This window comes from Moritella yayanosii (assembly GCF_900465055.1).
In the GTDB taxonomy this organism is placed as follows: domain Bacteria; phylum Pseudomonadota; class Gammaproteobacteria; order Enterobacterales; family Moritellaceae; genus Moritella; species Moritella yayanosii.
Genome location: NZ_LS483250.1, coordinates 1,170,969 through 1,195,742, shown reverse-complemented (window position 1 = coordinate 1,195,742; position 24,774 = coordinate 1,170,969). Strand labels below are relative to the sequence as shown.

Sequence of the window (24,774 nt, the reverse complement as noted above, 5' to 3'; positions counted from 1 at the left end):
TGGGTATAATGCTGCATTAAACTCTATAATGTAAGGCCGTAATGGCAAATTTTAATACACATTTGAATGTAGCAGCACTATTAACAGGGTTATCTTCTGCAAGTTTAGTCGCTGCGGGGCATATTGAACTTAATACCGCTATTTGGCTGTGGTTCTTAGGCACTATGGGTGGTTTATTACCGGATATTGATTCTGATAACTCGACATCACTCGATACTATCTTTAACCTTTTTGCTTTTGCCATCATTTTGATCGTCATGCGTTATATTATTGATGAGGATATGGTGGATTTGAGCTTTCTAAAGGTTATCGCCATACCTGTCGTGACTTATGGGGTGATGAAGTATGGATTAAGGACTATTTTTGAGCGTTTAACGGTGCACCGAGGCAGTTGTCATTCTTTATTGTTCCTCGCCTTGTGCGGGCTGCTGACGACTCAAATCATTGCTAATGTGGATGGTATTAATTCAAATAAGGCGGATAGTCTTGCCTGGTTGTCTGGCGGGTTTGTATTTTTGGGTGGCTTGATACACTTGCTGTTAGATGAAATATACAGTGTCGACTTACGTAATATTAGGATAAAACGGTCATTTGGGACCGCATTGAAACTAGTCGATTTGGACAATAAGTTGTTGCTGTTAGCCATGCTGATAGCCGTTGGCGTGCTGTGGACGACAACACCTGAAATCGAGACTACGCTTGATATGCTGTGTGATTGGTCGATGTTTAGTTTAGTATAGGTGAGAGCACATAGTAAGTACAACAGACGGTATTTTCAATGACAGGATAAGTGATTTTGTCGATTATATAAACGCCAGGATTATGGTATTTAATTATGCGTAAACAACTATTTTATAAAGTATGATGTAATATTTTATGGGGTGTGGTTGAGGGTTACAGTAGGAGGGGATAAATGCTTAACGGATTAAGCTAAGCACTTTATTGTATTGATGAGCGCCAAAAATTAAAGCGCTTCGATATCTACAACTGATTGGGTAAATTCAGCGAGTTCAAGTTCGGCACATTCGCCTTCAGATTCCCAGTTAAGACCAATGATCACATTGTCTTCATTCAGATCTTCAATCCAGAATTCAAGTAAGTCAGATACAGAGATAGCCGCTGGTTTATACGCGTTCCATTCATCACAGCAATGTATTCTAGCAAGTGCTTCTGTAGACCAAAGTGGCATTGCATCTGTGTCTTCGAAATTAACCGAATCACATATAACCCATTCTTCACCGGTACTATCTTGTAAGCCCCAAACTTGTTGGCTAGGTTTTACGTCTGCAAAGAATTTAGTCAGTATTGGATTTGTTTCTGTCATGGGGTTCTCTTTGTATTAAAATAATTGTAATTAATAGTATTGGAATTAAGCGCAATGCGGGCATTATACGGATAACATCGCAAATAGTCAGCAAATATACTGCCGCATAAAGATCCGTAAGTTGAAGCGAGTATATAACCATGCTGTTGCAGATATTGTGAGTTTAATTAATCAACACTTTGCGTTAATTTACAACGTGCTTAGGTCAAATGACGACGTGAATCGAACTGTTTGAGTTAATTAGGCTGTTGATATTTACAATGACTCCAAGCTTATATATTATCACTCCATTGCTGCGGAGGGGTGGCAGAGTGGCCGAATGCACTGGTCTTGAAAACCAGCAGGGGTTAATAGCTCCTCGAGAGTTCAAATCTCTCCTCCTCCGCCATCTATATAGAAAAGCCGGTACTTATTCAGTTAAGTACCGGCTTTTTGCTTTCTGTACTGACCTAGAAAGTTGGAATTCCATTTCCAGAAAAGCTAACTTTAATATTATTCATCGTACTCAGATCGATATCTTCCCAGTTATTTAATTTTATGGTCCAAGTTGTAAAAGGAGTTGGCATAAAATAGTTTAGCGCATAATCAGATGCTATCGCTCCACTTGTCAGGATATTCACTTCTTGTGTTTGACTATTTACCAAATTGTAAATGATTCGTCTAAATAATGGCCTGGCTGTAAAAGTGTAATTATTTTGATACCTTCTATCTTGATAAGTACCACTCGATAGTAAGTCAATATTATACAAACCTGTTGGTAGTCCAGTGCCCTCGATAAGAATACTGACTTCATCCAGCCTAACCCTGTCGAAATCTGAAAATATGGTGCTATTTAATGGTAACGTGAAATGTAAAATACCCGTATTTTTAAATTCTTCTAATTTTTCGGTGCCATTAATGTTATGCACAATCGACGTAAAGTCTTGTGGACGTGGGTAAAACCGATCCAAACTAGCCGCTTCCTGCTCACGCATAAAAGCAAGATCTTGTGTATAAGCAGCAAATGACTTGTTTAAAGAGGCAGTGACAACACTCTCTTCTAAAGACCAGTAAGCAAAAGCAGATTGATAATTGGCAAGCGCGATAAACATAGGGCGTTTAAGGTTACTCAAGGTTCTGAAAAATGCGCCTTCTAATGCGTACACGGCACTGGCATCGTCATCAATTGACGAAATAAGCGCTGATACTCGGTTGATATTCGCCGCATTAACTTGACTCGCAATTCTTAAATCAATCTGTCGAGATAACGCTTGTGCCAAATTAATCGCTGTTGCTGAAATCGCTTTTGCCTGAGCAGCCAGTCTTTCCAACTCTGCAAGGTAATGAGTAGCGCCACCAACACCAGCACTAATCACACTCGCAAAGTCAGCTCGAGCATCAATGAGAAACTCATCCCACACTAGGTTTGATGCTTCCACTGTTGGTACCGTGTGTTGAATAGTATTATAGAATTTTGCAATATCATTGACCACAACTTGATACTTTACATCGTTAGAAAAAGTATCGATTGCTGCCAGCGATTCTTTAATCTCACGCTGTCTTTTCGCAATGACGTCTAACCTTTTCTTTAATAATATTATTTTTGTACCTAAATCAGGTAGAGTGGCTATAAATTTGATTAAACCACTGGGATCTCCTCCAGCAGAACCAGCAATAGCGGTGCCTGCATTGGCGATTGCACTGACTACATCAAACACCGTTTGAATGGTCGCTCGGTCTGCAAACGTCTCTAAACCCTGCCTAAAAGTAATTTGAGCTTTAAGTATATTAGTCTCTTGGCCTTCATAGTTAGCTGTTTGCTGAATAAGGGATGCTCTTAATTGATTAACTTGGCTAACCGACCTGTCAATAATCGCAAACTCTGCATTACTGACACCCTGCAAGTCTTCAAGCATAAGCACGGCAAGTTGTTTACGATCTGCAAGCACGATATTTCTATCAATATAGTGCTGATATTTATCTTCATAGGCTCCCATCGCATCTAAATAACTCGCATATGTATATTCATACATATCATGGCTTAAGCCCGGAACATAATGAGGGTTATTGTAAGAAAGTTGGATGAATTGCTTTAAGTTTGATACTTGTAAGTAGAGCGACTTTAATTCTACGTTTTGAGCAATCGTGACAGGCATGAACCTCAATACGTTTTCAACCCAGTCAAGCATCGTTATGCTAAGTTCTGGTGCGTTATCAAAAATAGATGCTGCCATATCAAAAGAATGATTAAAAACAGCTAAGTATGGGGCACTATCAATGGCGATCAAGCCGTCTATTTCACTCTTTATTACGCTCTTATTATATACCGTTTCTGAGATAGTATAAATTTCACCAAAACCATCCGTTACCGGCACCACAATATCAAACTCATAACCTGAAGGAAGTAGGGTGATCACGTTGATATTATCATTGATGTTTTTTGCAAATATACCCAGGCTCACTGAATTCGAGGACCTTGCATCTATATTTAATGTGATGGCACTATCGCCGGTAATATTCCGAGCAAATATAAATAACCGTTGATTGGTCAAGTTTGTTATAACACTTTCAGTTACAACAAGTGTATCCGCTACAATAACGATTACATTCGGTTTATTAGTACCACTCATTAATGAATAATCATTTAAAATAGTACTTAAATCTAACTGCATACCTGAGACTAAATAAGACTGACCATCATTGACTATCGTTTTTTCAGTAACGCTATCTGGTAAATTTTTAGGTTGTGGCAGCTTATAATAATTAAGCCATTCAGTCGCGTTAACGGCAAAGCTAAATAACAAACTTAGTGTGATAATAAAAGCGTTTAAAACTTTCATCTTACATCCTTATAATCATAGTAATGTTAATAATATTGAAAATTAACATTGAATACTGATTGAGCCGATATAGGCCGTTACAGCTATTTATCTAACCCAATATCGCGTTAGATAAACAGTGTTAATAGATCGCTTTAATCCATGATCACATAAGCATTCTGCGCAAACCTTCTTGCCTTGGTGCTTATCTCCAGCCATTTCGGACCGACCACGCCAGCCAGTGGGCTACTCACAATACCAGCAACCAGTAAATTGGCATTTCTTAAGGCATCTTCACTATCTAATGAATTTAACGATGTGGTGAGCGAGTCGAAATCACTTTCTAGGCCCTGCCAGTGCAGTTGTACTTTTTTAAGCTGAGGTAATGCATTTTTAATATGTGTCAGCATTTCATTGATGTTTGAGTGAGCGATTTCATAAGAAGCGGCAAGGTTAACCGCATGTTCTAAACTTGAATTCGCATCATTTATTTGATTGTTTACATCTTCAATCAAATTATCTAACCTGATTTTTCTAGCGCCTTCAATACTGCCACAAATAGTTAAAACAAGCGGACCACCTATTGCACAGAGGCCAATATTACGTTTCGCTTCACTCAGATCGCTTCTGTAACCTGCTATTTCACTGTTTAACAGTCTGATATTTTCTCTCAACGTACTAATTGCAGCGCTGCTCAATAATGTAGAAAAATCGCTTTCAATAACATCAAGTTGTACTTTTTGTGCTTCAACATCGGCTGCAAACTGTTTTAACTCTTCAACAGCCTTGCTTGTTGCTTGCTGTTGGAGAGTTGTAAAGTTCTTCAATACATTTAAAAAAGCCAGCGCAGCGTCACGATTCGTCGCCGCAGCCGAAAGGTTCCAGCTTATTGCATTTTGTTGCAGTTGGGTAAGTTGATCCATCAGAGGTAATATAAGTTGTGGGTGTATATCGCCGTAGTTTGCAAGCTGTAACGCTAAATCAACAATACCTGGATAAATTGTTGAATTCCAATCATGGCCTGACTGATTAATGTTGGTAAATTCAGTTAACAAATTCTGGTATTCATAACTAAAGGCATCACTAGCAGGGAATTTTGTTAATGTGCGTAAAGACGCTTCTGTTTTGGGTAATGCGATGGCAGCCGTTGCATAGGCTTGGATTTGATACCACTCAGTGGTTGAAAGTAAGGATGTATCTGATCCAGTATCAATAAATAATGAATCACCTGCAATGTCCCCTTGGATCGTATCATAATCAAGTGGCGGAATTTCAGTGATGGTTTGTGCATGCAATAATGTTGATCCAACAACAGATAAAGCAAGTAAGCTGATTTTAAAACCTCGGAATTGTTTATTTTTTTTCATTTTCATTTGGCTGTTCCCTTAGATAAATATCATTTTATTTTTAAGGTTTAAGAAATATTAATCCTTTTCGGCGATAGGAATATGCCAGAGCGATATAATTGTTTTTGGAACACAGGTCTAAATTTGATGTGTATAAATGATTTTTTATTGAATTTATTTCTGTTTATAAATATAAAGCCATTGATTTATAAGGGTTTGGTTTTTTATTTTCACTATGCGTAAAGCGAAGTTGTTTTCATTGTTGAGTACAATTTATCGCAGTGTAGATACATAAACAGGATTGGTTATTAAAAATAACTTTAAATTTATTTAAACATGGTAAATTTTCAGATCTATCCTATGTAGGAAAAGATTAAATTCGAATTATATAAATTATGGAACTCGTTATTCCATAAAGTATTTAATATAAAGATATAGCTATATGTATACTTTTAGGTTATATAATAATTAGCATCTAAGATTCTAATTATTATAGTGTTAACTTATTTTATTATCCTGATAGAGGGTTCCTTTTATGACATACAAAATTTCAAATGATGTCATTTTTTGTAAAATAAAAGCGAATCTTAAAAGTCCAGACAGTACGCAGAAATTAAGTTCATCAGAAAAAGAAATTATTGACTTGTTATGCAGCAAAAATGGGGCTGTCGTTTCTAAAGAAGAGCTGAAGGTTATAGGCTGGCCAGGGTTGGAAGTAACCGATCAATCTTTAACACAAGCTGTCTATTCGCTAAGAAAAAAATTAGCGTTATGTGGCGCTGATGATGTTATCGCGACTGTATTTAATCAGGGTTACACCGTTAAAAATGCGGCGGTATTATCGGAAGATGCGTTATCTTTACGACCGCACTTTATCTATAAGTTAAAAGTCTATAAGATAAAATCGACAAATATACTGCTATTTTGCATTTTTTTACTATTACCCTACATACTCTATGAACAGTTTCTACACAGGGAAAGTAATAATGAAGAATTGGGGTTCTTGTCTCCTCATACCAACTATATACATAATGGCAACTACCTTACATTTATCTCAAATGAGGATATAAACAAAGATAGACAAGTTATGATTGAAATGTTCTCGGACAAAATACCGACCAAAAGTAAGGTATTTTCTTTTATGACCAATAATAAAACCTATATTCTAGCTTGCCCATTAAGTAATAATGCTACTACGTGTGACAGTACTGTAAGCAAAGTATTAGAATTACCTGCTAATGAAGAGAACATAGCGGCTAATAAAGTGACAGAGTGGTTCTCATTACAGCAAAAAATTAAAAGTGAACTACCGTTATTTACAGGACTAATGATGAGCTCGACTAACTATATGTTTGTTGATGAACAACTCACCATAACGGATAAAGTGCGCTTTATATTCGATTTTAACAATCAGGTCGAAAGCGGATTTAAAAAATTCAAGATTAAAGATAAAAAATATGAAGGGAAGTATAAAGGCTCTATATTATATTCAAAGAAATCAGATACAAAAAATACCTTTATTAGTCGTAGCGGTGATTTTACTTTCAGTTTTGATCACAACGTCGGTACAGCAGCGTTAATTATGCAAAATAGAACAATAGACATCATCCCTTTTAATCGTATTATGAAAGAAAAATGTAGCAAAAAAATTACAGAACGACGTGTCATTTGGAAGATTGAAGAATGGGGGAATCAATCGCTATGGGTATCTGTCTCTTCTAATAAGATGTGGTTATTTGAAGAACATCCACTGTATTAGGATTGTTACAGTATTTAGCACCACTTTCTGAGTGTATTTGGCTCTACACGTACCGGCTTTTTGCTTTCTGTATTGCGATACACACGGCACAATGTTACAAATAGTATCTCTATTCTCCATTAATTATTCAGACTCCTTATGACCACTGCTAAGTTCACCCAAGGCTCTACTTTGTCGCATATTATTTATATGAGCTCGACGGGCGCTATCGGTTTAACCTGTCTATTTTTAGTCGATTTACTGGACCTTTTTTATCTCAGTTTATTAGGTGAGCAACACTTAGCCGCGGCGGTGGGTTATGCGGGGACAGTGGCCTTTTTCACCACCTCAATCTCAATTGGTTTGTCTATTTCGATGGGCGCATTGGTATCTAAAGCCTTAGGCCAGGGTAAGCGGGAGAGTGCGCGGTCTTATGTAACTAACATCAGTATCGTGACCATTTTTGTATCGCTGATTATTATGTTACTGACCTGGTTGAACATTGAATATCTGCTGGCGTTATTGGGAGCCAAAGGCGAAACCTTACGTTTGGGTACTGTGTATTTACAAATTCTGGTGCCGTCGATGCCACTGATGTCGGTTGCAATGGCGCTTGGGGCAAGCTTACGCGCAGTCGGGGATGGTAAATTATCTATGTTATCCACCATTGGCGGTGGCATCGTTAATGCGATATTAGATCCCATTTTCATTTTTACCTTAAACATGGGCATTGAAGGCGCAGCGATTGCCAGTGTCTTGTCGCGTTGTGCGGTATTTGCGTTGGCATTTTATGGGGTTTATTCTAAACATAAACTGTTAAGTAATTGGTATATTGACAGTTTTAAAGCGCAATTACCCTTTATTATGGCGATTGCCTTGCCTGCGATGTTAACCAATATTGCCACGCCGATTGGGAATGCTTTTGTTACCCGTAGTATTGCCGAATTTGGTGATAGCTTTATGGCGGGTTATGCCACTATTAACCGTATTCTTCCGGTGGCGTTTGGGATGATCTTTGCGTTGTCGGGTGCGATAGGGCCGATCTTAGGGCAAAACTATGGCGCTAAATTAATCCCGCGGGTACGTCAAAGTCTCAAAGACGCGTTATGGTTCTGCTGTGGTTATGTGGTCGTGGTGTCTTTGCTGTTGTTTTTAATTGAAGACTATCTGATCAGTGCTTTTAACCTTACCGGTGATGCGGGGGAAGTGGTGACGTTATTCTGCCGTTTATTAGCATTTACCTTTATCTTTAATGGCATGATGTTTATTGCCAACGCCAGTTTTAATAACTTGGGGAAACCCAAGTATTCGACTTGGTTTAATATGGGCAAAGCCACATTGGGAACTATCCCATTTGTATTGATCGGTGCCGAAATTGCCGGTGTTAAGGGCATATTAATTGGTCAGGCGGTCGGGTCTGTGTTCTTTGGTATTGCTTCGATCATGCTGGCATTTAAGTTAATCAAACAAAAAGAATGTGAAACCGATCGTGATAAAGAATTTGCCAATAAACTGGCTGAGGTTACTAATGGTACAGAGATTACCAGGATTGCTGAGATGCCGGAGATAGCAACAACATCTACGGTGAACGCGTTATCTTCTGAGTGTTCACAGTTTGGCATGTACAACGAAGAGTACGACAGTAAAGGCTCTAACTTGCTATTGGCGGATAATGATAACAACGCCAAACCGTAATTATATATAATGTGAATTAGTCCTGTTTAAAGCGAAGTAATTATATTCGGATCCTAGGTTGCATTAGGCAGTTACTTTAATCAACTGGATAAATCAAGCCGAACATAGGGTTACTGCTCTTGACGTATTAATTAAAATGGAAAATTTATGTTGCATCAAACTGTTATAAAAATCCGCGGAAAAGTAAATAAACTGGTCCCTATTCCACTGCCTAAGCTGATTGAAGGCGAGGGTGCTATTACCCAAACGGCACAGGTATTAACAGCATTGGGTGGTACTAAACCGCTGATTGTAACTGATGCGATGTTAGTAAAGTTAGGCATAGCCAAGCAGTTAACTGATGCATTAGATGCTGAGAATATTGCCTATGCATTGTTTGACGAAGTAACACCTGATCCAACTTTTTCGCTTATCGGTAATGGCTGGCAGCAGTACAAACAACATGGCTGTGACAGTGTGATTGCATTAGGTGGCGGTTCGCCGATGGATTGCGCCAAAGCGATTGCGGCGTCGGCGGTTAAAAACGTCGATGCTAGAAAATTGGTCGGTATGTTACGTGTGCGTAAAGCATTGCCGCCATTTATTGCTATTCCAACGACGGCGGGCACCGGTTCTGAAACGACCGTTGTTGCTGTCGTGACTGACCCAGACAAAAAGAAAAAATTCACTCTTGTTGATCCTAGTTTAGTGCCAGCCGTTGCGATCCTTGATCCACTGTTAATGCTTGGACTTCCGGCTAAAATTACGGCTGAAACCGGTATCGATGCGTTAACCCATGCGGTTGAATCGTATATTGGTTTTCATGCTACCGAGCAAACCAAAGCATACGGTTATGATGCGGTAAAACGTATTTTCGCTAATCTACCGACCGCTTATGCAGATGGTAGTAATATCGAAGCACGCCGCCAAATGTCGATTGCGAGTTTTAATGCGGGCGTGGCGTTTACTCGGGCATCGATTGGTTATGCACATGCGATCGCCCATCAAATGGGGGGGTATTATCATATTCCTCACGGCCTTGCTAATGCGGTGATCTTACCGTATATCCTGGATTTCTCATTTGAGAATGCATTATGCCGTTATGCTGAATTAGCGATTGCCGCAGGGGTAGCGACCAGTGACGATTCGCAAGTTGCAGCGGCACATAAGTTTGTTGCGGGGGTGAAAGCGTTGAACCAAACGTTAAATATTCAAACCGATTTCCCCGAGCTTAAAGCCAGTGACATACCGGAACTTGCGAAGCGTGCAGTGAGAGAAGCGTATTGTGATTACCCTGTGCCGAAACTGATGAACAGAACACAATGTGAAGATTTGTTGAAGAAACTAGTGTCTGCTTAATTCTTTTTTTTAATTCTTTTCTCAGTACCCGCCGCTAAGTGATTCAAGCGGCTAGGAGAGGTGACATTCATAACGGGGATAATTGTTGTTATGAATGTCATTGTTTTTAAATGCACATGTCTAAGCGATTATTCGTCGCGAGTCAGTACTTCTAACAATTCAATTTCAAAACTTAGGTCTGAATGCGCAGGGATCATTGCACCCATGTTACGTTCGCCATAAGCCAATGCTGATGGCACGAATAACTTACGTTTACCGCCCACTTTCATGCCCATAATGCCTTGATCCCAACCTTTAATCACACGGCCAGTACCTATCACACACTGAAACGGTTTACCTTTGTCATAAGACGAGTCGAATTGGGTGCCGTCATTTAAAAATCCACGGTACTGGGTAGTGATCAAAGCGCCCTTAACGGCTTCTTTGCCTTCACCAATGTGGATGTCTGTTATTTGTAGTTCTGTCATAGTGTTAATCTCATTAAGGGTCATTGAGGTCCATTTTTAGTCGTGAACTAATGTTCGAATCGATGCTGCAGGAATGCGGGAATATTAGCATTAATTGCTTTTGAGTGTATCCAGAATATGAGTCCTCACGATGAAAAACAAACAGTCAGTTATAATTAGTAGACAAGAGCCTTGTTAATCTCGAGCCGAATGATAAAGCTGTGTGCTCAATAACAAAACTATGTGCTCAATGGGGGGAATATGCCAAGACTATTTACTGCGATAGAAGTCGCTAATGATGTCGGTCATCAATTGAATAAGCTTTTTCCTAGGACAGAGCAGATCCCGGTTCAGGGGGTAAAACACATAACAGTGAGATTCATTGGTAACGTCACTGAAGCTGAAGCGTCAGCTATTGAACTAGAATTAATATCGGTAAATGTTAAGCCGTTCAATTTGATGCTTACTGGTTGTCAATTTTTCAAATCGCGTGGAGCCAAATCCATTTTTGTTACCAGTGTCATACCAACTGGGGCGCTTACTGATCTTCATCAACTGATCTCTAGGGTACTACTGCATCGCGGAATAAAAAGTGAGGAGCGTACATACGTGCCACATATTACACTCGCCCGCATTAGTCGGCCGAGTGATGCCTTGATGGATTTGCTATTAGAAAAAGGAAAGAGTGTGTCAACTGAGTTATCTGTTACTGGATTCGTCTTGTATTGTGCAGAGCACGAGCCAGCACCAATATATACCAAGCGTAGGGAATATATATTCACTACACTTAATGGATGATTTGTAACTAAGCCCATATTGTAGATGATGATTTTAACGCTAAAAAAACCACTGTTATTGATTATATTATGTTGCGCGGCATGGTTCTGCAGCCGTTTAGTATTCGCGGAGCCTTTATTGACGGGTGAAAGTGAAGGCATGCAGTTTCGTGTTGAAAAAGTGGCACAAGGCCTGGGTGTGCCTTGGGGCATGGCCTTTTTAAATTCATCACAAATCATTTTTACTGAGCGCAGCGGTAAGATAAAAATACTAACGATCACGCCCCAAACAACGGCCAGCATAATCGAACTGCAGGGATCGCCGATAGTTAACGCGACAGGGCAAGGAGGCATGCTGGACGTCGCGGTGCCTGACGACTTTAAACCCGGAGACTGGATTTATTTCACTTACAGTAAACGTCATCAAGCTAGTACTGTGACTACTTTGGCCAGGGCCAAGCGGAACGGCCAGCGTTTGTTGCAATGGACTGAATTGTTAGTGACTCGTTCGGCTAGCGATACCAGCCGGCATTTTGGTAGTCGTATTACCTTTGATGACCAAGGGCACCTGTTTTTTACCGTGGGCGATCGAGGGGTACGCCGTAATGGCCAAGACTTGTCGACGCATGCTGGTTCAGTATTAAGGCTGAATCGAGATGGCAGTGTGCCGGCGGATAATCCTTTTGTTGGCGTTAAAGCGAGGTTGCCAGAAATATGGAGTTATGGTCATCGTAATCCGCAGGGCATTTTTTATGATCGCGACAATAACCGGTTGTGGATGATTGAACATGGTCCTCGGGGTGGTGATGAGATCAATCTGATTGTTGCGGGCGCAAATTATGGCTGGCCGGTGATCTCTTATGGCAAGGAATATTGGGGGCCATTTAAGGTGGGGGAAGGGACGCATAAAGCGGGCATGGAGCAACCGGTTAAGTATTATGTGCCATCCATAGCCCCAGGTAGTTTACTGCGCTATTCCGGTAACGCGTTTCCCCGGTGGCAGGGCAATTTACTGGCGGGTGCGTTAAAACTTACCCATATTAATCGCATTAGCTTGGATAGTCAGGGTCATGCCGTAGGCGAAGAACGTTTGTTGCAAGGCCTCAATGAACGGGTGCGTGCGCTTGCAGAAAGCCCTGAAGGTTGGTTGTATTTTTCTACCGACAGTGGCCTTATTTTACGATTGAGGCCATTGCAGGACTAGTATCGTCGATCTCGCGATAGACAGAAGCGCTATAATTGTAATACTGATAGGTAAGATCATGTTTATTGTAGGTGCTAGAAAATGACTGATTCTCAATGCAAAATCATTATGACTAAGTATTCCATCGGTGACTTAGTACATCACAAATTATTTGATTATAGAGGGGTCGTTATTGACATAGATCCGTATTTTCAATTACCTGAAGAATGGTATCAAGCTGTTGCTCGCAGTCGGCCGCCGAAAGATAAACCTTGGTATCATGTTATCGTCAATGATTCGACACGTTTGACTTATGTGGCAGAGCAAAACTTAGAAGTTGACCCGAGTGGAAATAAAATAAATCACCCTATGGTCAAGAAACTATTTACTGATTTGCAAAATGGACACTATATGAATGCCAACAAAGCCAACTGATGGTCTTGTTGAAAATAATAAAGGACTGAGTAACATCAGTCCTTTATTATGTTGATGACGTTAACGCCTGACGTAAGAAGCCTAGGTTATCCGCTAACTGTTGGGTTGCGGTATCATAATCAACGCCGTTGAGTTCCATTAAAATGGCAGACTTTACGTGTTGATTAGCTTGTACTAATAGCGCTTGTGCACGTTCACGCGCGACGCCTGTCACATCCATGATGATATTTTCACTGCGGATGATGAGTTTTTCATTCGAGGTTTTCACATCGACCATCAAGTTTTGATAGACTTTACCGGTTCGGACCATCGCCCCGGTACTGAGCATATTAAGCACGAGTTTCTGTGCTGTCCCGGCTTTCATCCGGCTTGAGCCCGTTAATACTTCAGGGCCGACAACAGGTGTAATGGCAATTTTAGCAATGCTAGAGATAGGGGCATCGTTATTACAGCTGATCGCGATGGTGTCACAGCCGAGTTTATTGGCAAACGTTAAACCACCTATGACATAAGGTGTGCGGCCAGATGCGGCGATACCTACGACAACATCTTGCGGCGTTAATTGGATTTGCGTTAAATCGCGTTGCGCGGCGTTTATATCATCTTCTGCGCCTTCTTGCGCTTTAAACATAGCCGCCTTACCACCGGCGATAATACCTTGTACCTGCTGGTGGCCCACCCCAAAGGTTGGAGGACATTCTGAAGCATCTAACACACCTAAACGGCCAGACGTGCCTGCACCAATATAAATTAACCGTCCGTCTTGCTGAAAGGCGTGGGTGATAATATCAATTGCCGCTGCAATGAGGGGCAGTTCAAGCTTAATGGCTTGTGTGACTTTGTCATCTTCATTGTTGAATAACTTAACAAGTTCCAATGTTGAAAGTTGATCTAGGTTAGCACTTGCCGAATTTCTTTGTTCAGAAGTAAGCGATTTTATATCCATAGTAACTACACTCATACAGCACGAGACGCAGGGTCTAATGAAAGGATTGATGGTGATGATTCTAAAACAGAAGTGTAGAGAATGCTAGGGAGTTTACTTCGCCGCGGGATCATCATTATATTGGCGATGACTAGCGCATTCGCTGCTGACTTATTGCATAAGCACAAGCCGGTTTTATGTGTTGGTGAGAATAGCTCAATTAGTCAATTACAGGGGCAGGGCAAGCGCTCGCCTTTTGTTAACAAACGCAGCGAACGCGCCTATCGCAGTGATAAGGTATTTACGGTGCAAGGCGTGGTTACTAAGCTAAAATCGGGGCGAAATGCCGGCTTCTTTATGCAACAGACCACTGCAACGACACTAAGCCTAGCTTCAACCGGTATCTTTGTGAGCACGGCTGAAATTGCCAATATTAAACGTGATAGCAGCGTCTGCGTGACTGGATTTGTAGAAGAATATTATGGCATGACGCGATTACAAGTAACTGCCGACATCACTATTCTCGATAGTACTGTTGATAGCGCGGTGAGGGTACAACCAACCAATATAATGGTGGCAACTGCGGATGCCAACTTTAGTGACACCTTAGAGCGTTATGAAGGCATGCAAGTACGTTTGGTCAACATCACCGATATGCGCGTGACTAAACCTTTGTATTATGATCGTCGCTGGCAAAATTACACTATGATCCTGAGCCACCAACAGATTAATATTCACCCCAACACCATGGCCTTTCCTGGTAGCATCCATGCCGACCAGCAAGCGTTAGAGAACAAGCAGCGGCGATTGTATTTACAGTTAGCAGCTGGGCGCTCACTGACTTCAGACCTAGACTACATGCGGGTGAACGACAGGGTATCGGGTATTGTTGGAGTGCTCGATTTTAGTTATGGTGAGTTTAGACTACTGGCCGATAATGCCTTAGCTCAAACGCAATTTCAACATCGCCGTGACAGGCAGAGTTTAGCGCCACGAACCGGTGCGCATCTTCGTATTGCCAGTTTCAATTTACTCAATTATTTTAATCGCGCAGCGGGTGGCGACAATAATCCATTACGACAGAACCGTGGCGCGACGACATTGTCAGCACTGCGTAACCAAGAAATTCAATTGCGTGACACTATAGTGGCATTGGATGCTGATTTTATTGGTTTGATGGAAATGGAGAATAATGGTTTTGGTCAGAATTCTGCGATAAGGCGTTTGTTAGACTTAGTGAATCAAGCGATACAAGATCCCAGTAAACATTATGTCATGGTCAAACCGCGTAAATCAGACTTACATCAAGGACGTTATTTGGGCACTGGTGCTATCACGGTGGCTGGTTTTTACCGGCCAACTCAGCTCAAACTGGTTAATACGCGCGTCATTCAGTTACCGATACAGCGTAGCATGCTCGGCAATGCTTATCACCGCCCTGCGCTAACACCGACATTTATCCGTGTCAGCGATAATCACCGCCAAAGTAAACGCCTGACTATTAGCGTGAACCATTTTAAATCCAAAGGTTCTAAATGTGCTGAAGATAAGCAGCGTGCCGCCATGCTGAAAAAACTAAAGCGCAAGCGCAATAAAAGTCAGCAATCATTACGTGCATGGCAACAGGCAAAGCGAACGTTAGCTCAAGATAGACAAGGCCATTGTGCGCAGTTTAGAACGACAGCGGCGAGTGTATTGGCACAAGCGTTAGCCAGTGAGTCGGGCAGTAAGATTATCCTGGGTGATTTAAATAGCTATCCGAAAGAAGATCCACTGTTAGTATTAACCGACTATGATCTTGCGCGTTATGCTTATTATAAAATAGTCCACAGTGGTTATAATTACTTGGGCAAAACCTTGCTGAATGCCAAAACTAACATTGGATTTGGCTATCACGATCCATTCGTTAATCAACCGGAAACTGGCTGGACTTATTCTTTTAAGGCATTGGGACGTTTAGATTACATTTTATTAAGTCCGGATCTATTATCGAGCTTAGTGACGCAAAAAATATGGCACATTAACGCAGCTGAAAGCTATGTTGTTAATAACAGTAGGCAATCGAATCGCAATCAAGAGATAAATAATAGCCGTGTTGGCGTTGGCGTTGGCGACGCTGTCGGTGCCATGCGCAATATGGCGTCGGTATTTTCGTCTTCAGATCACGAACCTTTGTTTATTGAACTGAAGTAAATCCGATGAGATGGCATAATGTAGCTGAATCTTAGTTAAACGCAGGCATAATCTTGTATAATACTGCCACCTGCATTGGGGTGCTCGGTATTCTAGTGAGCGACTATTTTAGTTAACGACAGTTTAGCGTCGTTTTAGTTTTACATTTGATTTGGTGTACGATGAACAAAAAATTAACCTACCAAGAATTAGAAACACAAGTTGTAGAGCTTAAAGAACAATCCGCTCTGTTACAGCAGCAGCTTGAGTTAGCGAACCAAATAGCAAGTGCATCACTAGAAACAACACAATTACTGCAAACTTTAGTTGATACCATCCCCAGTCCGCTGTTTTATAAAAACACTGACGGGGTCTATCAGCAGTGCAATAATGCTTTCGCTGAGACTATTTTAGGCATAGATAAAACCAAAATTATTGGCAAGTCGTTGTTCGATTTAGGTGAATATATACCGCACGAACTGGCTGAAATCTATCATGCTAAAGATGTGTTGTTAATGACAAATCCGGGTAAACAAGTGTATGAAACGTCAGTCAAATGTGCTGACGGTGCGATCCGTATATTCGCGTTTTATAAAGCCTCAGTGCTTGATGATGACGGCCAAATTCTTGGGGTTGTCGGCGTTATGCTTGATGTGACTGAGCTTAAAAAGCAAAAAGCAGAATTAAAAGAAAAGAATCGCCGTTTAGAAACCTACTCAATGACAGATCCACTCACAGGTCTCTACAATCGACGTAAGTTCAACGCGGTATTTCCAGACAGTTTACGCGCAGCTAAATGTCACACTCAGTTATTGAATTTTGCCATTATCGACATTGATAACTTCAAAAAATACAATGATAACTACGGTCATGTAGCTGGCGATGAAGCCTTAGTTATTATCTCTCATTTATTACAGAGTAAGTTATTACGTACAGATGATTATATATTCCGTTTAGGCGGTGAAGAGTTTGGCTTATTATTTTATGCTGATGATGAAATTATGGCATCACAATTTGTCACTGATATCCGGCTTGCGGTGCAAGAGTTGGCTATTCCGCACAAAGGCAATGACAGCTATCGGTACGTGACAATTTCATTGGGCATGGTGACGATCAAGCGTACCGATAAGGATATGCTCGAATTGTATAAAATGGCTGATGATTTATTGTATAAAGTGAAACGTTCAGGCAAGAATCAAATATTAGCAAAACTCGTTTAAGGATTAATGAAGACTTTCCTTAAACGAGTTGATTTTAGGTGTTAACAGTATTGTTGTTTATAATAACGCGTCAGCCATTTTCTGGCTTAATTCGACATGATGCTGCATAGTTGAAAACTGCTGGATGATGTTCTTCGGTCCAAATGCATAGACAGGTACTGGCGTTGCAGTGTGCGTACCCGTTCCCCACACGATATTTTGTGAAGCACCTAATGCACGGCCAATTAAGTTGGCGTGGATCTCGTCGCCATAGACATAAAACTCTTTAAAGTCATTCACTTTCGGGAATTCCTTGGCGCTGAGGTATTTATGCCCATCGACATGATATTCATTCTCTTCGCGTAAACCAATCTGTGCCGCTTGCTCTGGGGTTACTTTAAAGGCACTGTAAGTGTTTATCGCATCAGCCCATTGTTGACCTGTGGTATTGTTGAAATTCCAATCGGCACTGACTTGATCCATCATGGCGTAAAAAGTCCCGCTTTGCGCATACAGTTTATCAAGTTGTGACAGTTCACCAAAATTGAAGTTTGGTTTGTATTCTTTACCTTGCATACCATTGCCGGTTAAGTGCTGGCTTGCGGGTAAATTATTACGTGAATAACTGAAACCAAAACTACCTGTTTCGTGATCAGCAGTAATAATAACCAGCGTATCGTCACGATCTTTTACCCAGTCATAAACCGCAGCGACTGCTTCATCAAACTTGATCAGTTCATGTAGCATCCAGCCCGCATCGTTAACATGACCAGCCCAATCGATTTGACCACCTTCAATCATTAAAAAGAAACCATCTTCGTCTTTAGACAATATGTCTAATGCTTTCATGGTCATATCGCGTAACGAGGGTTGCGTGCAACTGTTGTCTTGTTTACAGGCGGTATAAGCAATGCCGTCTGCCATGCCTGAGTTGGCAAATAAACCCAGCAGTGTAGTGCCTTGAGCTGCCGCAAGTTGATCTTTATTGAACGCCAGGTTGTAACCGTGTTGGTTTTTCGCTTCTAATAATAAGTTACGTTGGTCTTTACGTTTGGATTTTTTGTAAACACTAGTCGGCATACCTAAAGCGGCCATTTGGTCACGACTCGCTTGGTTGGTTTTAATGTCGGCTGGCAAGAATACCCGCGCGCCACCAGAGAGCATGACATCGACGTTGCCTGATTCGATGAGTTGCTCTGCAATTTTAGCTTCGAACGAGCGGTGTGGTTGATGCGCTGCGAATGCAGCTGGCGTGGCATGAGTAATACGGGTATCAGAGACTAAACCGGTGGCTTTGCCTTGTGCCTTGGCTCTTTCGAGAATGGTTTCGACGATGTTACCTTGATTGTCTAACCCTATCATCTCCGAGCCTGCTGCAACACCGGTGGCAAGTTGTGTTGCCGAACAGGCGGAATCAACAACTAGGCTGCCATTACTGCCATACGGTGCATTTAATGATAGGCCCATAACACCCGCATCGGCGAATATAGATAAGGCGGTTTTATTGCCTTTTTCGTTATAAATAGAATGCGGGGCACGCTGTGCATATTCTTCTAATAGACCCACTTGTTGCGGGCCCATACCATCGCCAATCATCAAGATAAGATTTTTAACTTTGGTTGTTTCTGGTGCTGCGGTTACAGCAGCAGAGTCGTTACAAGCGCTAAGAAATATGCTTGAAATCGCAAGCATTAAGACACTAGGTTTAATCATTATAAATCCCTGTAAATGGTTAATTTAGTTGTTTTTATTGCGGGTAGGTTATAATGATTGTGTTACATTTTTATGAATTGATTAATGATATATACAATAATGTTATTGATTGTTAATGACTGCCAACAAGTCGGGCGATATGACGGTGTAATATATCTGCAAAGTTAAGTTCAAATAACTGTAATGGTCCTTCTTTAATCACCTCGGCAACCGCGCCGACAGAATGGCTCATATGCCAACAGCCAATAATCACTTGCTGTACTTGTAATAACAACTCAGTCGCTTGCGCGAAACTCAGTGCATAATATTCGCTGATCATCGTCGCGTACTGCTGGATAAACTGCAATAAGGTGGTTTTGAACTCTCGGGCTTCGTCTAGCGTTAAGTTACATTGCAGCGCGGTGTGCATGATGGCACTGAGTTTACAAAATAACGGGTGTTTGCTTAAGGTATTACAGATTGAATCAGTCAGCGATTGCTGATCCATTTCACTTGCTGCAGTCAGCGCTAAGCTTTGTGTTTCTTGGGTATAGACAGCCAGAAATAAAGTTTCTTTATTTCTGAAATACCGATATAAGGCGGCTTTGGTGATCCCCACATCGGCAGCGATATGCTTTAAGTTAACGTCTTCATAACTGAGGGTGGTAAAACGAGCCGCGGTGACGTCCATGATCTGAGCAAGACGCAGTGTTTTTTGCTCTGGTGTCGTGGCGCGGCTTTTAATAATACATTGCATTAGGCTTGTAACCATCCAGCAATTTTACGGGTCATGAAGCGGGGTGATACTTTGCCTAGTAGTACGCCGACTTGGTTTTTAATACCTGTGATCACAATTGCACTGTTGCGGTTGGCTAAGGCTTGTTTGGCAACTTCTGCCGACGTCATAGCGCTTGCTTTAAATAGGTTTGAGTCGGCAATGTTGGCTTCAACGGCAAACTCAGACAGCGTTGGACCAGGGCACAGCGCACTGACGGCAATACCTTGATGACGCAGTTCTTCGTGTATCGCTTCTGAGAATGACAGTACAAATGCTTTGGTCGCATAGTATATCGCCATGTTGGGCCCCGCCTGAAACGCCGCGGTTGATGCAACATTGATGATGAATGGTTTGTCTTGTTCAAGCATGTTGGGTACTAAGCGGTGGGTGAGTTCGACCAAGGTGCTGACATTTAATTGGATCATCTGCATTTGGCGTTGCAGCGGCAGGTCTGCAAAGTTACCGCGGTCGCCAAACCCGGCATTGTTAATCAGGCCATTTATCGCAAGATTGTTGATGCTGATCTCGGTCGCTAATATTTCACTACCCATTGGTTCGGCAAGATCAATGGCAAAGCATTTCACGTCAATACCGTGTTCGAGTTGCAGTGTTTCTGCCAGTGCTTCTAACTTGTCTTTACGGCGCGCCACTAATACTAAGTTTTGGCCTGTTTGCGCCAGTTGTATCGCGAATTCACTGCCGATACCCGCACTTGCGCCTGTGATTACTGTATAACTCATTGCAATTCCTTTTGTCATTAGATGTAACGTAAATCGAAAACAGGTTAAATAACCTGAGGTAACTTAGACTATATGGCGTTGTTGCATTTGTAAATAACCCAAGGTTACTTAAGTGGTATGGCGCACGAAAATGGAAATCGTTTTGTGTGGTTGATGCCATGTGATTGGAGCGTACTTCCTAGACCGCTCAACAACACGATTTTATATACTTAATTTTTGTTATCAAATCATGTTTATTGTATCAATGGGGCTAGCCGTTCCTGCACGGCGACTACCGATTACGTGTGTATATAATTCTGTTGTTTTTATATCAGTGTGACCCAGTAATTCTTGTACCGTTCTAATGTCACTACCGGATATAAGTAGTTGTGTTGCAAATGAATGGCGGAATGTATGTGCAGAAACGCGTTTTGTAATTTGGCTTGCAATAACCGCCGGACGTAATTTTTTGGAATAAGCAGAACTATGAATATGGTGACGGCAGATATATCCATCGTAGGGGTGAACACAGCGAACGTTTGATGGGAATAGATATTGCCATGAAAATGATTTTAATGAATTCTGGTATTTTTTATGCAGTGCGGGTGGCACTGAAGCACAGCCATAACCTTCATGTAGATCATTATCATGTACTTGTTGGGCAAAGGCTATTTGTTTTTTTAGTGCAGGGATCAGTGAGTGAGGCAATAAGGTATACCTATCTTTGGCACCTTTTCCTCTAAAAACAAATATGGAATGGTTTGATAAATCGATGTCTTTAATTCTAAGCGACAGTGCTTCACTTAATCTGAAACCGCAGCCGTAGAGTAACGCAGTTATAAGGTGATACTTACCAGACATATGATGCAGTATCGAGGCGATTTCTGTAGCAGATAATACTGTTGGTAGCCGTTTTGGCTGTTTTGCAAATTTATAATTAAGGTCTTTTATTTCAACTTTAATAATATGTCGGTAAAGATATATTATTGCGCACAAAGCAATATTTTGTGTTGAAGCACTGACATGTCGGTAGGTTGCAATGTAATTAAGAAATCGTTCAATTTCGATATTGCCCATTTTCTCAGGATGTCTTTTATCGTTAAATAAAATGAATTTTTTTATCCAGTACAGATACGATTTTTCTGTTCTGATACTGTAATGTTTAGTCCTCATATCAATTCTAATTGTTTCTAAAAAAGGTGAGTTAGTCATAGCTAATTGGATATCCATTAAAATGCTGTTGTTATGTACAGGTATAATGGCTTTAGTGGTTTTTTGCCAAATAAAGTCGCAATTTTGCGATGAAAGGTCTTAATTTAATCTCTGAAATTACTTATGTCATTGATTTTTAGGTAGTTAATTTTTAGTTGTTTTATTTGTAGAGACCCCTATAAATAAAAGTCTCCGTTTGGGGGAAAGGTACTGATCTAATTAGCGGTTTTAATATATGTAATGCATTGATTTTAAATATTGTTTTGTATGTTATAGTTGGTTTTTGTTTGGCGTTGAAAAGAGCTTTATTAAGACGTCAGTATAATAAGCTGTTATGATTTTCTAGGATTCTCAATGCAAAGTTTTTTCAACGAGGGAAATATGATTTCGACAATATCTGCATTCATTGCTTTATCTTCAGCGGTCTTCGCATTAGTCGGTTTGACTTTTACATACAAGAAAAACAAATTTGATAAACGGTTATCTTTAGATAAAGAGTTGTTTGATGCCGCAGTTATTAAGCTGGAAGCATCATTTGAAATTCTAACTAAAAATAAAGAGGAAAGTGGCATAGTAAGCAACGACCGAAGTAACTGGATAATGTCAGCTAGAGAAATCGAAAAATTTAAACAGTTCAAGAATAAAATTGAGACTGAACATTATCAAATGGTATTAAGTTCTATTGAAGAGTACTGGAGCCATAAGTTTTATGACGTAGTTGGTAAAAGTGACTTAATCCAACAAGGTTACTATAAAGGTCTACATGCGGGCTCTGTATTAATTGTTTATGCGTTTGCTAGTTGGAAAGAAGATCAAGAATGCCCAATTGACAGTGTTAACTATGAAAACTTACTCCAAGGGTCAAAAGTGTTTCAAGGGCGTTATGGTTTAATTGAATATATAAAACAAGATAGACAGTTTTCGCATTTAGCCAAATCATAACAAGGCACTTAAACGGAACTAAAACAGTGGGTTACGTTTCGCTTCGCTACACATTTTAACCCACTATTTTAGTCCGCTTAGTGCGGCGTTAGAATTTTTCGGAGTATGGATGAATCCTGAACTTAAAAATATATCACAACATATTCTAGACTTGGGAATTGGTGTCCTTTCTCAGGCACAACGAAACTCTCTATATTCTAGTTTCGGTTCTGATTCTCGCCTAGATGAAGGTGTTTTTGGTGTGCTCCAAGCTGCACATGCGGCTGAGCTAATTATAAAAGCTGCAATAGCAGATCAACACCCATTGCTGATTTTCTCTACTCTCCCTAAATCAGCAAAGGTCGATGGTAGCTTTCTCTCATTAAATGACTTATTTGAAAGCGCCAAAACAATCCAGTATTTCGATTTGCCTGAAAAACTATGGGCAACTACTGGCTATAAGATCGAAGATTTGGAAACTTTTCATTCTTTCGGTAAGTTACGAAACTGTATACAGCATTTTGCAACACCAGATAGAGATATTCGATTAGAAACATCACAATTTATCTATCAAGTAATAGATCCTATTCTTGAGCACTTTTGGGATGACTACGCTGTCGAATATGTTGATTTAGAAAGTTACGAAGATGACGTTTTTGAAATTCTGTCAGCTCGTGGCTTAAAAGTTAGGTATCCCGACTCAATGCGCGAAAGTGCAGAGTCAGTGTAAACAAATTCTAACAAGGGCAGCCAGAGCGACGCAAAAAGCGCGCGCCTGCTGCTTGCGTTAGAATTTTTCGGAGTATGGATGAATCCTGAACTTAAAAATATATCACAACATATTCTAGACTTGGGAATTGGTGTCCTTTCTCAGGCACAACGAAACTCTCTATATTCTAGTTTCGGTTCTGATTCTCGCCTAGATGAAGGTGTTTTTGGTGTGCTCCAAGCTGCACATGCGGCTGAGCTAATTATAAAAGCTGCAATAGCAGATCAACACCCATTGCTGATTTTCTCTACTCTCCCTAAATCAGCAAAGGTCGATGGTAGCTTTCTCTCATTAAATGACTTATTTGAAAGCGCCAAAACAATCCAGTATTTCGATTTGCCTGAAAAACTATGGGCAACTACTGGCTATAAGATCGAAGATTTGGAAACTTTTCATTCTTTCGGTAAGTTACGAAACTGTATACAGCATTTTGCAACACCAGATAGAGATATTCGATTAGAAACATCACAATTTATCTATCAAGTAATAGATCCTATTCTTGAGCACTTTTGGGATGACTACGCTGTCGAATATGTTGATTTAGAAAGTTACGAAGATGACGTTTTTGAAATTCTGTCAGCTCGTGGCTTAAAAGTTAGGTATCCCGACTCAATGCGCGAAAGTGCAGAGTCAGTGTAAACAAATTCTAACAAGGGCAGCCAGAGCGACGCAAAAAGCGCGCGCCTGCTGCTTGCGTTAAATTGCAAGGAGGCCGATGTGCCATTTTCAAGTTTGATGAAAGATAAAATATCAATATTAAAGAAGAGTGGTGAAGTTTTCGATGACATTCAAGCGAGTGTCCAAACAAAGAAGACATTTATTCATCGCTCCGACATTTTGATAGAAACAGGTGATTTAATTCAAAGGTCTATGTCTAATGGTACAACTCAAACATATGAAGTTATAGATCCTGGCTTTCATGAGGGCTTAAGTGGTATTCCTGCTGGTTATCAAATTGTTCATAAAAATCTTGGATTACCTGAAGCTGATAAAGCCATTCAATCAATTACTTATAATTTGAATGGTGCGAACAACCGAGTTAACAATAACTCGGTCGACAACTCGACAAACATTGTCAACAATAACGGTGACTTATTTGAGAGTGTATCTGCGCTACGAGAAGAAGTTATGCGTCTTAAACTATCTGATAAAGAAACTCGAGATGCATTAGAAGTCGTTGATGCAATAGATTCTCAGTGTCAATCTGACAAGCCAAGTAAAGTTGTAGTGGGCGCGTTGGTAAACTCTTTGCCAACATTTGCAAGTATTGCATCTATTGGTTCTTTAATCGTTTCATTATTGGGCTAG

General features: G+C 40.6%; 22 protein-coding genes and 1 tRNA gene. 14 read left to right on the top strand and 9 right to left on the bottom strand.

All coding sequences use genetic code 11. The features are described from left to right. Positions 1-41 precede the first annotated feature (41 nt). Positions 42-740 (top strand): metal-dependent hydrolase, encoded by a 699-nt coding sequence (locus MORIYA_RS05385; protein ID WP_112713331.1) that lies wholly within the window; start codon positions 42-44, stop codon positions 738-740. Between the two features lie 224 nt (positions 741-964). Here the strand turns inward: MORIYA_RS05385 and MORIYA_RS05380 are convergent, their stop codons facing one another. Beyond that, the gene (locus MORIYA_RS05380) at positions 965-1,324 is read right to left on the bottom strand and encodes a DUF2750 domain-containing protein (protein WP_112713329.1); all 360 of its coding nucleotides are present in this window, start codon (positions 1,322-1,324) and stop codon (positions 965-967) included. A gap of 297 nt (positions 1,325-1,621) precedes the next feature. Here MORIYA_RS05380 and MORIYA_RS05375 point away from each other — a divergent pair. Next, positions 1,622-1,712: transfer RNA gene (locus MORIYA_RS05375), tRNA-Ser, on the top strand. 61 nt (positions 1,713-1,773) lie between these two features. Here MORIYA_RS05375 and MORIYA_RS05370 read toward each other — a convergent pair. Then, a complete protein-coding gene (locus tag MORIYA_RS05370) occupies positions 1,774-4,143 on the bottom strand; it encodes a hypothetical protein (RefSeq protein ID WP_112713327.1) in 2,370 nt (789 codons plus the stop codon). A 134-nt stretch (positions 4,144-4,277) separates the two neighbouring features. After that, on the bottom strand, positions 4,278-5,495 hold the full coding sequence (locus MORIYA_RS05365; RefSeq protein WP_112713325.1) for an alpha-xenorhabdolysin family binary toxin subunit A: 1,218 nt from the start codon (positions 5,493-5,495) through the stop codon (positions 4,278-4,280). Between the two features lie 508 nt (positions 5,496-6,003). Between MORIYA_RS05365 and MORIYA_RS05360 the strand changes: the two genes are divergently transcribed. The 3 genes from MORIYA_RS05360 to MORIYA_RS05350 all read left to right on the top strand — a co-directional run bounded on the left by MORIYA_RS05360 (position 6,004) and on the right by MORIYA_RS05350 (position 10,239). Next, a complete protein-coding gene (locus MORIYA_RS05360) occupies positions 6,004-7,227 on the top strand; it encodes a winged helix-turn-helix domain-containing protein (RefSeq protein WP_112713323.1) in 1,224 nt (407 codons plus the stop codon). A 138-nt stretch (positions 7,228-7,365) separates the two neighbouring features. Then, positions 7,366-8,901 carry an MATE family efflux transporter gene (locus MORIYA_RS05355; protein ID WP_112713321.1) on the top strand — a complete coding sequence of 512 codons (1,536 nt, stop codon included), beginning with the start codon at positions 7,366-7,368 and terminating at the stop codon, positions 8,899-8,901. Between the two features lie 147 nt (positions 8,902-9,048). Further along, positions 9,049-10,239, top strand: coding sequence for an iron-containing alcohol dehydrogenase (locus MORIYA_RS05350; RefSeq protein WP_112713319.1), 1,191 nt, complete (start codon positions 9,049-9,051; stop codon positions 10,237-10,239). Positions 10,240-10,367: 128 nt separating this feature from the next. On the opposite strand, the gene MORIYA_RS05345 is transcribed toward MORIYA_RS05350, so the two are convergent. Further along, the gene (locus MORIYA_RS05345) at positions 10,368-10,706 is read right to left on the bottom strand and encodes an FKBP-type peptidyl-prolyl cis-trans isomerase (RefSeq protein ID WP_112718460.1); all 339 of its coding nucleotides are present in this window, start codon (positions 10,704-10,706) and stop codon (positions 10,368-10,370) included. A 240-nt stretch (positions 10,707-10,946) separates the two neighbouring features. Here MORIYA_RS05345 and thpR point away from each other — a divergent pair, with 240 nt between their 5' ends. From thpR to hspQ, 3 genes are all read left to right on the top strand, one after another. After that, on the top strand, positions 10,947-11,483 hold the full coding sequence (thpR, locus tag MORIYA_RS05340; RefSeq protein WP_112713317.1) for an RNA 2',3'-cyclic phosphodiesterase: 537 nt from the start codon (positions 10,947-10,949) through the stop codon (positions 11,481-11,483). A 24-nt stretch (positions 11,484-11,507) separates the two neighbouring features. Continuing rightward, positions 11,508-12,665 (top strand): PQQ-dependent sugar dehydrogenase, encoded by a 1,158-nt coding sequence (locus MORIYA_RS05335; protein ID WP_112713315.1) that lies wholly within the window; start codon positions 11,508-11,510, stop codon positions 12,663-12,665. Between the two features lie 81 nt (positions 12,666-12,746). After that, positions 12,747-13,079, top strand: a complete 333-nt coding sequence (hspQ, locus tag MORIYA_RS05330; RefSeq protein WP_112713313.1) for a heat shock protein HspQ — start codon at positions 12,747-12,749, stop codon at positions 13,077-13,079. A 46-nt stretch (positions 13,080-13,125) separates the two neighbouring features. On the opposite strand, the gene murQ is transcribed toward hspQ, so the two are convergent. Then, positions 13,126-14,025 carry an N-acetylmuramic acid 6-phosphate etherase gene (murQ, locus tag MORIYA_RS05325; protein ID WP_112713311.1) on the bottom strand — a complete coding sequence of 300 codons (900 nt, stop codon included), beginning with the start codon at positions 14,023-14,025 and terminating at the stop codon, positions 13,126-13,128. 81 nt (positions 14,026-14,106) lie between these two features. On the opposite strand from murQ, the gene MORIYA_RS05320 reads away from it, so the two are divergent. After that, on the top strand, positions 14,107-16,197 hold the full coding sequence (locus tag MORIYA_RS05320; RefSeq protein ID WP_112713309.1) for an ExeM/NucH family extracellular endonuclease: 2,091 nt from the start codon (positions 14,107-14,109) through the stop codon (positions 16,195-16,197). Between the two features lie 161 nt (positions 16,198-16,358). Next, positions 16,359-17,396, top strand: a complete 1,038-nt coding sequence (locus tag MORIYA_RS05315) for a sensor domain-containing diguanylate cyclase (RefSeq protein ID WP_112713307.1) — start codon at positions 16,359-16,361, stop codon at positions 17,394-17,396. 57 nt (positions 17,397-17,453) lie between these two features. On the opposite strand, the gene MORIYA_RS05310 is transcribed toward MORIYA_RS05315, so the two are convergent. From MORIYA_RS05310 to MORIYA_RS05295, 4 genes are all read right to left on the bottom strand, one after another. After that, entirely contained in the window at positions 17,454-19,088 is a 1,635-nt protein-coding gene (locus MORIYA_RS05310) for an alkaline phosphatase (RefSeq protein ID WP_174216900.1), read from the bottom strand. Between the two features lie 112 nt (positions 19,089-19,200). Then, positions 19,201-19,824, bottom strand: a complete 624-nt coding sequence (locus MORIYA_RS05305; protein ID WP_112713305.1) for a TetR family transcriptional regulator — start codon at positions 19,822-19,824, stop codon at positions 19,201-19,203. Further along, entirely contained in the window at positions 19,824-20,585 is a 762-nt protein-coding gene (locus MORIYA_RS05300; protein ID WP_112713303.1) for an SDR family NAD(P)-dependent oxidoreductase, read from the bottom strand. The genes MORIYA_RS05305 and MORIYA_RS05300 overlap by 1 nt, the downstream gene beginning before the upstream one ends. Before the next feature lie 222 nt (positions 20,586-20,807). Then, entirely contained in the window at positions 20,808-21,776 is a 969-nt protein-coding gene (locus MORIYA_RS05295) for an integron integrase (RefSeq protein ID WP_112718456.1), read from the bottom strand. 354 nt (positions 21,777-22,130) lie between these two features. Here MORIYA_RS05295 and MORIYA_RS05290 point away from each other — a divergent pair, with 354 nt between their 5' ends. The 4 genes from MORIYA_RS05290 (at position 22,131) to MORIYA_RS05275 (ending at position 24,774) form a co-directional block, all read left to right on the top strand. Next, positions 22,131-22,718, top strand: coding sequence for a hypothetical protein (locus MORIYA_RS05290; RefSeq protein ID WP_112713301.1), 588 nt, complete (start codon positions 22,131-22,133; stop codon positions 22,716-22,718). Between the two features lie 109 nt (positions 22,719-22,827). Beyond that, on the top strand, positions 22,828-23,427 hold the full coding sequence (locus tag MORIYA_RS05285; protein WP_112713299.1) for a hypothetical protein: 600 nt from the start codon (positions 22,828-22,830) through the stop codon (positions 23,425-23,427). A 78-nt stretch (positions 23,428-23,505) separates the two neighbouring features. Then, a complete protein-coding gene (locus MORIYA_RS05280) occupies positions 23,506-24,105 on the top strand; it encodes a hypothetical protein (protein WP_112713299.1) in 600 nt (199 codons plus the stop codon). A gap of 78 nt (positions 24,106-24,183) precedes the next feature. Continuing rightward, the gene (locus MORIYA_RS05275; RefSeq protein ID WP_232011519.1) at positions 24,184-24,774 is read left to right on the top strand and encodes a hypothetical protein; all 591 of its coding nucleotides are present in this window, start codon (positions 24,184-24,186) and stop codon (positions 24,772-24,774) included.

What these genes read in the sequence shown, in the direction of transcription:
- MORIYA_RS05385 (WP_112713331.1), top strand. Translation starts at nt 42, where the DNA reads ATGGCAAATTTTAATACACATTTGAATGTAGCAGCACTATTAACAGGG.
- MORIYA_RS05380 (WP_112713329.1), bottom strand. Translation starts at nt 1,324, where the DNA reads ATGACAGAAACAAATCCAATACTGACTAAATTCTTTGCAGACGTAAAA.
- MORIYA_RS05370 (WP_112713327.1), bottom strand. Translation starts at nt 4,143, where the DNA reads ATGAAAGTTTTAAACGCTTTTATTATCACACTAAGTTTGTTATTTAGC.
- MORIYA_RS05365 (WP_112713325.1), bottom strand. Translation starts at nt 5,495, where the DNA reads ATGAAAATGAAAAAAAATAAACAATTCCGAGGTTTTAAAATCAGCTTA.
- MORIYA_RS05360 (WP_112713323.1), top strand. Translation starts at nt 6,004, where the DNA reads ATGACATACAAAATTTCAAATGATGTCATTTTTTGTAAAATAAAAGCG.
- MORIYA_RS05355 (WP_112713321.1), top strand. Translation starts at nt 7,366, where the DNA reads ATGACCACTGCTAAGTTCACCCAAGGCTCTACTTTGTCGCATATTATT.
- MORIYA_RS05350 (WP_112713319.1), top strand. Translation starts at nt 9,049, where the DNA reads ATGTTGCATCAAACTGTTATAAAAATCCGCGGAAAAGTAAATAAACTG.
- MORIYA_RS05345 (WP_112718460.1), bottom strand. Translation starts at nt 10,706, where the DNA reads ATGACAGAACTACAAATAACAGACATCCACATTGGTGAAGGCAAAGAA.
- thpR (WP_112713317.1), top strand. Translation starts at nt 10,947, where the DNA reads ATGCCAAGACTATTTACTGCGATAGAAGTCGCTAATGATGTCGGTCAT.
- MORIYA_RS05335 (WP_112713315.1), top strand. Translation starts at nt 11,508, where the DNA reads ATGATGATTTTAACGCTAAAAAAACCACTGTTATTGATTATATTATGT.
- hspQ (WP_112713313.1), top strand. Translation starts at nt 12,747, where the DNA reads ATGACTGATTCTCAATGCAAAATCATTATGACTAAGTATTCCATCGGT.
- murQ (WP_112713311.1), bottom strand. Translation starts at nt 14,025, where the DNA reads ATGGATATAAAATCGCTTACTTCTGAACAAAGAAATTCGGCAAGTGCT.
- MORIYA_RS05320 (WP_112713309.1), top strand. Translation starts at nt 14,107, where the DNA reads ATGCTAGGGAGTTTACTTCGCCGCGGGATCATCATTATATTGGCGATG.
- MORIYA_RS05315 (WP_112713307.1), top strand. Translation starts at nt 16,359, where the DNA reads ATGAACAAAAAATTAACCTACCAAGAATTAGAAACACAAGTTGTAGAG.
- MORIYA_RS05310 (WP_174216900.1), bottom strand. Translation starts at nt 19,088, where the DNA reads ATGATTAAACCTAGTGTCTTAATGCTTGCGATTTCAAGCATATTTCTT.
- MORIYA_RS05305 (WP_112713305.1), bottom strand. Translation starts at nt 19,824, where the DNA reads ATGCAATGTATTATTAAAAGCCGCGCCACGACACCAGAGCAAAAAACA.
- MORIYA_RS05300 (WP_112713303.1), bottom strand. Translation starts at nt 20,585, where the DNA reads ATGAGTTATACAGTAATCACAGGCGCAAGTGCGGGTATCGGCAGTGAA.
- MORIYA_RS05295 (WP_112718456.1), bottom strand. Translation starts at nt 21,776, where the DNA reads ATGACTAACTCACCTTTTTTAGAAACAATTAGAATTGATATGAGGACT.
- MORIYA_RS05290 (WP_112713301.1), top strand. Translation starts at nt 22,131, where the DNA reads ATGCAAAGTTTTTTCAACGAGGGAAATATGATTTCGACAATATCTGCA.
- MORIYA_RS05285 (WP_112713299.1), top strand. Translation starts at nt 22,828, where the DNA reads ATGAATCCTGAACTTAAAAATATATCACAACATATTCTAGACTTGGGA.
- MORIYA_RS05280 (WP_112713299.1), top strand. Translation starts at nt 23,506, where the DNA reads ATGAATCCTGAACTTAAAAATATATCACAACATATTCTAGACTTGGGA.